The sequence below is a fragment of the Chryseobacterium sp. CG10_8 genome, from assembly GCF_058117085.1.
The window spans coordinates 1-6,999 of record NZ_JBYVEB010000131.1 but is presented as its reverse complement, the minus strand read 5'-3'; the positions used below and the strand labels follow the sequence as shown (position 1 = coordinate 6,999).

Sequence of the window (6,999 nt, the reverse complement as noted above, 5' to 3'; positions counted from 1 at the left end):
GAATTCTAGGCAACTTTACGGATATTCATTTTAAAATTACTGAAAAAATAACATTTGAAATTCAAAATTTAGGATAGGAAATTCCAATTTAAGGAAGTTTCGACAAGATTCTCGCAAGTTCCATCTGATACTCTAAGTTATCCGTCATCCCATTGTGGCCTTGACCACGCAAAGTAATTAAAGAGTCTCCTTTCTTGAACTCTTTTTGTAGCATTTTGGATGATTCATGATCAATAACTTGATCATGGTCTCCATGAAAAATGACAACTGGCATTTTGCAATTTTTGAGATATTCATTCGTTTTCATCTCATATTTCAACAGAAATGTCGGAATAATGGGAAATCTACTTTTCATGACTGTCTTCAGATTGTAATAAGGCGCTTGTAAAATAAGAAGTTGTGGATGATTTTCAGATGCCATTCCTGTCCCAATGGAATATCCCAAAACAATAATTTTATCTTCGTTGTACCGTTTTTTCAGTTCATCATAAGCTGCTTGATTTCCTTCAAAGATTTGTTTCTCACTGGAAATTTGACTCTCACTTTTCCCAAAACCAGGATAATCAAGGATAAAAATATCGTATCCCAATTGGTTGTAAAGTGGTGCGACATTTCCCCATGTACTAAGAGAACCGGCATTTCCATGAAGATAAAATATCAAACCTTTGGATTCAGGAACTTTGAATAATAATCCATTAATCAGACTTCCATCTTTCATTTGGACATTCATTTCTTCATAATCGCCTTCAAATTGAAATTGGTAATTTTTTTTGAGCTTTTCGGGCAAGAAAATAATATTCTCCTGAAAGAAATAGAGGAGTCCGCAAACCAATAAGTAAAGTCCAACAAATGTATATAATGTTCGCTTCAACCACTTTTTCATTAAAATGAATTTTATTGGTTGAATTTACATAAAATTCAACAATTTTTCATTCAATCAATTGAGTTTGAAGAAAGAGAATATTTAAAAAATTGAAACTACTATTTGAAGATACTTATTAAAACGAAAGTCAAAACAAAGGCAAAAACGGGTGCAATCCCCCAAACGATAAAGGCCTGTTTCACTGTTTTGTTTTGGAAAGTATCTTTAAGTCCATTTTTACTAATGCTTAAAGCAATAAAAGCAGCACCATTCAACTGAACCAAAGATGTCGGAATCCCCTTTGTTAGGGAAGCCAAAAGCAGTAAACTTGCAGTAATCATCGCAATAATTGTGGCGTAAAATGGAGTTACATCGACAATATCTTTTCCCGTTTTTTCGGTCACTTTATGTCCCAAAAGCGAACTTCCGATCGCAAAACATGGCGCAACAATTAATACCGATAGAATAATAATAGGAAGAAAATTCTGAATAGCTTCGTGCCCAATTTCGTTCGCAGTCAAAGAAGCAATAGGAGCTGCCGCATTCGCAACATTATTGGCACCAATAGAAAAGGCGACATACATGGAAGAAATAATCAACAAAGCCTTCAGTCCTTTGTGTTCTTGCAGATGACTGTAATCGTCAGTAAATACTTTATCTTTCAAAATAGGAAAAATCCATTTTGTTAGACCCAACATAATAAAAAATGAGACAAAAGGAAGAATGACCCAGGTTGGGATAATTTCATAAAATAATTTATTGGTATTAAGTCCATCCAATGCCGCTGCTGCTCCAGCAATGGAAAGAACCGTGGCGTGACTCGTGGATTGCGGAACACCTAATAGATTAGCGATAAGTAATGATAAACCAATGGAAAACAGAATGATAGAAGTATTAAGAGGTGTGAAATATTCCTGCTCCAACAGTCCTTTACCCAGAGTTAGTGAAACTTCTTTTCCAGCAATTAAGGCTCCCATTAGTACCATGACTCCAAAAAGACCAGGAATAATCGTTTTTTTGACAACGTTAGCTCCATAAGCTGCTGAAAAGGAGGGAGCAGTACCACTTCCACCCATATTAACGGCAAGAAACATCGCTAAAAGAAAAGGAATTGTTAGAATATTAAATAGCTCTGACATAACTCTATTTGTTTAATTTTTTAAAATTCAAAGTGTGATGAATGGTGAATCGCATGATATTTCGGTTATAGAAATCAACCCCAGAAATCCTTTGCTGAAACCAGTTGAGGTAACCCAGCTCAAATCCGAAATTGGATTTTGGCATATATTGAACACTAAAACCGTAACGATTTTGGTCAAATACATTGTAAACAACTCTATTTCCAATATTGATGAAAATTTCGTCAAATGCCTTTAGCGTTACTTCTGGAATGGGAGAGTAGCCCACTTCCAATTTGTAACGAGAACGATTGTTGCTGTATTGAAAGGAGCCGTCAGGAAGTTCAAAAAATCGAAACTCACTCCAATAGCGGTGATGCAGACTTAATTTCTCGTTTAAATTTTGCTTGTAAGCAATCTCAATTAGTGGTCTTAACTCTGCTTGGTTATTGAATTCTTTAACTGTTGGATCATGTGGTAAAGATTGCTGCAAATAAGTAAGCCCTGCAGCTACATTCCATCCTTTGGCTAATTTTCTTTCAGCCATTGTTCTTAAAACTAATTGATGTTGCCTCCAAGGAAACCAGTAGGTTCTTTCATCAATTTCTTGCCTGATTTGATAATTATCATTCAGCTGAATTTTTAGGTTATATCTTGCCCAAAGAAGACTCTGCGTATCCACATTCTTTTGAGCTTTCATCGACGATGAAGTGCAAAAAAGTTGAATAAATAGAAACAAAAATGTGAAGCCAATTCGACGCATAAATCAGAATTTACATCCGCAAAATTATATAATCCTATTATTCCTACCAAATTAATAGGAGTTAAATTTAAAAAAATTATTTCTTCTTTATCTGCTCTCTTTTAATAATGTCCGAAAGGGTAGCCGCCTTGAGTCTGTCAACAGTCTCGTTTCTAATCTCCATCGCAACTTGACGAATTCCACAAGTCTCCTCATCAATACACTCTTCACAACGTTCGTAATAATCATAGGTAACACATGGAAGAAGACCTATTGCTCCATCAAAAAGTCTCATAATTTTGGCCATATTAATATCTTCAGGCTTTCCGTTAAGCGAGTATCCGCCATATTTCCCTTTCTTGCTATTAAGAATTCTAGCGTTCTTGAGTTCGGTCAAGATGGACTCAAGAAACTTCTGAGGAATATTCTGTTCGGCGGAGATTCTGCTAACCGCAATTGGCTGGTCCTCTTGATTTTTAGCTATAAAAACAAGCGCATTAATCGCGTATTTGGTTTTCTTCGATAACATAATAATTTAAAATTATTCCTTTAATCAAAATATAGGAAGGAAATATTTTCTCCGTTTTTTGAAGGCACTAATTTAATGAAAAATTAATGGTTCCTCTAATATTAATAAGCTAATGACAAACCTTATATTTTCTAAAAAGCTAAATGAGCCTTCTCACTTTCTTCTTGTATTCAAGATAAATTTGACCATTTTCTTTAGTAAGAAATTCTTCCTCAAGTCTAATTTGAATTTGAATCAATACGTATCCCAATATCATCAAAAGCCCTGTCATTGCATTGGGAGTAACAAAGAAAACTCCAATTAGGCTCAATATCATTCCTAAAAAAATTGGGTTCCGTGAAATCTTAAAAAGCCCCGAGGTTATCAGCTCCGTTTTGGTGTCATTATCAATACCGATTCTCCAAGAGTTTTTGATATCTCGTTCTGCGATGATAGTCCAAAACAACCCTATAACAAGAAATGCAATTCCGAAACACTGTAAAACCGCTGTTTGTAAACACTTTATCGGTAAAAAGTTAGGATAAAATGAGGGATAAAATGAATAAACCAAAATATAAATGAAAAGACCAATCAATGTAATCTTAAAATATCGACCTATAAAACCATAGGCGCTATCGTCTTTAGGCAAAACAAGAGGACTCTTGCCAATTCGCTTTGCGACGATGATGCTTTTAAGAACGAAAGCTATTCCAAAATAAATAATGAAATAAATAGGAAGAAAAAATCTCAAAAAGTCAGTCATTGTGTTATCATATGGACTATAGAATGCATAATTTTCATCAAGTCACAATTTGACAGAACTAAAGTACAAAAAAAACAATCATTTTTAGCACTTAACGTCATCATTTTGACGCCTTGGGGTGATTGTTTTTCAATTTTTTCATTACTTTTATCGGCTTAAACGAAGATTGAACATTATGGAGCTTAACGAAATTAAAAACGAAAAACTAAAGTCTTTTCCTCAACCCCTTATTATTGCTGGTCCTTGTAGCGCTGAAAGCGAGTCTCAAATGTTGGAGACAGCAAGAAGAATGAAGGAGTCCAATGCGAATGTCCAAGTTTTTCGTGCTGGAATTTGGAAACCAAGAACCAAGCCTAATTGTTTTGAAGGTGTTGGCGAAATTGGACTTTCTTGGCTGAAAAAAGTTAAAGAAGAATATGGTTATCCAACTGCTACTGAAATCGCTAATGCACACCATGCAGAAGCTGCAATTAATGCAGATGTAGATATCCTTTGGATTGGAGCTCGATCAACAGTTAATCCGTTTACAGTTCAGGAAATTGCGGAAGCCATCAAAGGAACTGACAAAATAGTTTTGGTGAAAAATCCAGTTAATCCGGATTTGTCATTGTGGATTGGTGCAATGGAAAGACTTTTGGCGCAAGATGTACAAAATATAGGAGCTATCCACCGTGGATTTTCTACTTATCAGAAAACAAAATTTCGTAATGTTCCCAATTGGCAAATTGCTTTAGATTTCAAAAATAGATTCCCTAATATACCTTTAATTATTGACCCTTCACATATTTGCGGAAATCGAGTTCTATTGAAAGAGGTGACTCAAGAAGCCATTAATGTAGGTTACGAAGGTGCGATGATTGAGACCCATCCTGATCCAGACAATGGTTGGAGCGATGCAGATCAGCAGATAACTCCAGAAACTCTAGCTCAATTGATTTCTAGTTTGGTTATCAGAAAATCTGATATTTCAGGATATGAAAACGAACTAGGAAAACACCGAACTTTAATTTCGGATTTGGATTTTCAATTGATTCAGATGTTAGCTGAAAGAATGAAGGTTTCAGAAAAAATTGGAATGATTAAAAAACAAAATAATATCGCTATCTTTCAACCAGAACGTTGGCAAGAAATCACCAATTATGCTGAGCAAAAGGCGAGAGAAAGTGGGATGTCCAAGGAATTTATAGAAAAAGTCTTCAAGGCGATTCATGAGGCGTCTATCGAAGTACAGAATAATATCATGATTGACCAAAAGTAGCTGAAAATTTGAAAGGACTTATTACAAAATCGACAGGAAGTTGGTATCAAGTTTTGGAACTTGAGACCCAAAAGTCTTTTGAAGCTAGGATTAGAGGCAAATTCAAATTGCAAAAATCCAGACTTACCAATCCACTTGCTGTGGGTGACTTTGTCGAATTTCAGTTAGAAAGTGATGATATTGCATGGATTACCAAGATAGAACCGCGCAAAAATTATTTGATTCGGAAGTCAGTTAATCTATCCAAGGAATCTCATATTATAGCATCTAACATTGATGTGGCATGTTTTATTTTCACTTTGAAAATGCCCGAAACTTCGCTGGGATTCTTGGATCGTTTTTTAGCTTGTTGCGAAGCTTACGATATCAAGCCCTTGATACTATTCAGTAAAATGGATATTCTTAACGAGGACGAAGTTACCATTGTCGATGAGATCAGAAATGTCTACGAAGGAATAGGTTACGAAACTTTAAAAATTTCTTCCATCAGTAGATTGAATTTGGACATTCTTGAAAACATGATTAAAGACAAGGTTTCTGTATTTTTTGGACACTCTGGCTGTGGAAAGTCCACGTTGGTGAACGCCTTGCAACCGAGTTTGAATCTAAAAACAGGTGATATTTCTGATGTGCATCTCAAAGGTAAGCATACGACCACTTTTGCAATGATGCACTTTTGGGAGTTTGGAGGAAGTGTGATTGATACACCTGGAGTTAGGGAATTTGCGATGATTGATGTTGAGAAAGAGGAAATTCAACACTATTTTCCAGAAATATTTGAAACAGGAAGAAATTGCAAATACCATAATTGCCTTCATCTTAACGAACCCAAATGCGCCGTTATCGAAGCAGTCGAAAACGATGAAATTGCCGCAAGTCGTTATCTGACCTATATCAAATTAATGGATGAAGTAGAGGAGGAGTACTAAGTTCTTAATTCACCAAGATTCTTTCACAAGCAATCTGACTAAGAATTTCGCTTCGATTACCAATTTCAATTTTCATCGAATGGTCAAAATTTTCGATTCTTAATATTCTCAATTTGTCGCCTAAAGCCAATTGTTTTTCGTTGAGATAATTCAGGAATTTTTCCTCAGAAAAAGTTACCGCTTGGAAAACAATTTCTTCATCTACCGAACATTGAGAAAGACGTCTAAAATTGGGCGAAATAATATTACCTTCTTTATCTGGAATAGGTTCACCATGAGGGTCGAACTTCGGATAATTGAGCATTTCGTCCATTTTTTCGAAGAAAAGAGGAGAGTGGAGATGTTCTATTTGTTCTGCAATTTCGTGAACATTTTCCCATCCAAAATTCATAATTTCCACCAAAAACATCTCTGTTAATCGGTGTTTTCTAACAACGAGAGCCGCTTCTTTCATTCCATTTTCGGTAATCTTCAAAGGCTTATACGTCTTCTGAATGACCCATTTTTTTTCAGCAAACTTCTTCATCATGCTGTTAACAGTCGGCATTTTGACGTTCAGAAATTTGCTCATTTCATTGACGGTTACTTCATGATTAGCGTCAGCTAAATGAAATATAGCTTTAAGATAATTCTCTTCTGTAAGGGTATTTTTCAAAATGTTAGAAACTTATTTTTGCAAATCTAACAATAATAATTTGAAAATAATTCATGATATCAAAAAACACGAATAATTTGATATTTCTCAAAGTTTTTTCATAGAATTATCAAGAAGTTTTTTTTATATTTAGACCTTTAATTTTTTAAGATTTTAAAACAATT

The 6,999-nt window shown here is 34.9% G+C and carries 8 protein-coding genes; 2 read left to right on the top strand and 6 right to left on the bottom strand.

The genetic code is table 11. The features are described 5' to 3' along the window. Nucleotides 1-88: 88 nt before the first annotated feature. The 5 genes from AC4AGG_RS14690 to AC4AGG_RS14670 form a co-directional block, all read right to left on the bottom strand. Nucleotides 89-883, bottom strand: coding sequence for an alpha/beta hydrolase (locus AC4AGG_RS14690; RefSeq protein WP_489772768.1), 795 nt, complete (start codon nt 881-883; stop codon nt 89-91). Nucleotides 884-981: 98 nt separating this feature from the next. After that, on the bottom strand, nt 982-2,001 hold the full coding sequence (locus AC4AGG_RS14685; protein WP_489772767.1) for an inorganic phosphate transporter: 1,020 nt from the start codon (nt 1,999-2,001) through the stop codon (nt 982-984). A 4-nt stretch (nt 2,002-2,005) separates the two neighbouring features. Beyond that, nucleotides 2,006-2,680, bottom strand: coding sequence for a DUF2490 domain-containing protein (locus tag AC4AGG_RS14680; protein ID WP_489772766.1), 675 nt, complete (start codon nt 2,678-2,680; stop codon nt 2,006-2,008). A 139-nt stretch (nt 2,681-2,819) separates the two neighbouring features. Next, nucleotides 2,820-3,251 carry an RrF2 family transcriptional regulator gene (locus AC4AGG_RS14675; protein ID WP_489772765.1) on the bottom strand — a complete coding sequence of 144 codons (432 nt, stop codon included), beginning with the start codon at nt 3,249-3,251 and terminating at the stop codon, nt 2,820-2,822. Nucleotides 3,252-3,390: 139 nt separating this feature from the next. Further along, nucleotides 3,391-3,993, bottom strand: a complete 603-nt coding sequence (locus AC4AGG_RS14670; RefSeq protein WP_489772764.1) for a methyltransferase family protein — start codon at nt 3,991-3,993, stop codon at nt 3,391-3,393. A gap of 175 nt (nt 3,994-4,168) precedes the next feature. Between AC4AGG_RS14670 and AC4AGG_RS14665 the strand changes: the two genes are divergently transcribed. Both AC4AGG_RS14665 and rsgA read left to right on the top strand, forming a co-directional pair. Then, nucleotides 4,169-5,251 carry a chorismate mutase gene (locus AC4AGG_RS14665; protein ID WP_489772763.1) on the top strand — a complete coding sequence of 361 codons (1,083 nt, stop codon included), beginning with the start codon at nt 4,169-4,171 and terminating at the stop codon, nt 5,249-5,251. Nucleotides 5,252-5,259: 8 nt separating this feature from the next. After that, complete coding sequence (rsgA, locus tag AC4AGG_RS14660) at nt 5,260-6,180, top strand: ribosome small subunit-dependent GTPase A (RefSeq protein ID WP_489772762.1); 921 nt, start codon at nt 5,260-5,262, stop codon at nt 6,178-6,180. Between the two features lie 4 nt (nt 6,181-6,184). Here the strand turns inward: rsgA and AC4AGG_RS14655 are convergent, their stop codons facing one another. After that, on the bottom strand, nt 6,185-6,835 hold the full coding sequence (locus AC4AGG_RS14655; protein WP_489772761.1) for a metal-dependent transcriptional regulator: 651 nt from the start codon (nt 6,833-6,835) through the stop codon (nt 6,185-6,187). Nucleotides 6,836-6,999 lie beyond the last annotated feature (164 nt).

Coding starts and splice junctions, on each gene's coding strand:
- AC4AGG_RS14690 (WP_489772768.1), bottom strand. CDS start 883: ATGAAAAAGTGGTTGAAGCGAACATTATATACATTTGTTGGACTTTAC.
- AC4AGG_RS14685 (WP_489772767.1), bottom strand. CDS start 2,001: ATGTCAGAGCTATTTAATATTCTAACAATTCCTTTTCTTTTAGCGATG.
- AC4AGG_RS14680 (WP_489772766.1), bottom strand. CDS start 2,680: ATGAAAGCTCAAAAGAATGTGGATACGCAGAGTCTTCTTTGGGCAAGA.
- AC4AGG_RS14675 (WP_489772765.1), bottom strand. CDS start 3,251: ATGTTATCGAAGAAAACCAAATACGCGATTAATGCGCTTGTTTTTATA.
- AC4AGG_RS14670 (WP_489772764.1), bottom strand. CDS start 3,993: ATGACTGACTTTTTGAGATTTTTTCTTCCTATTTATTTCATTATTTAT.
- AC4AGG_RS14665 (WP_489772763.1), top strand. CDS start 4,169: ATGGAGCTTAACGAAATTAAAAACGAAAAACTAAAGTCTTTTCCTCAA.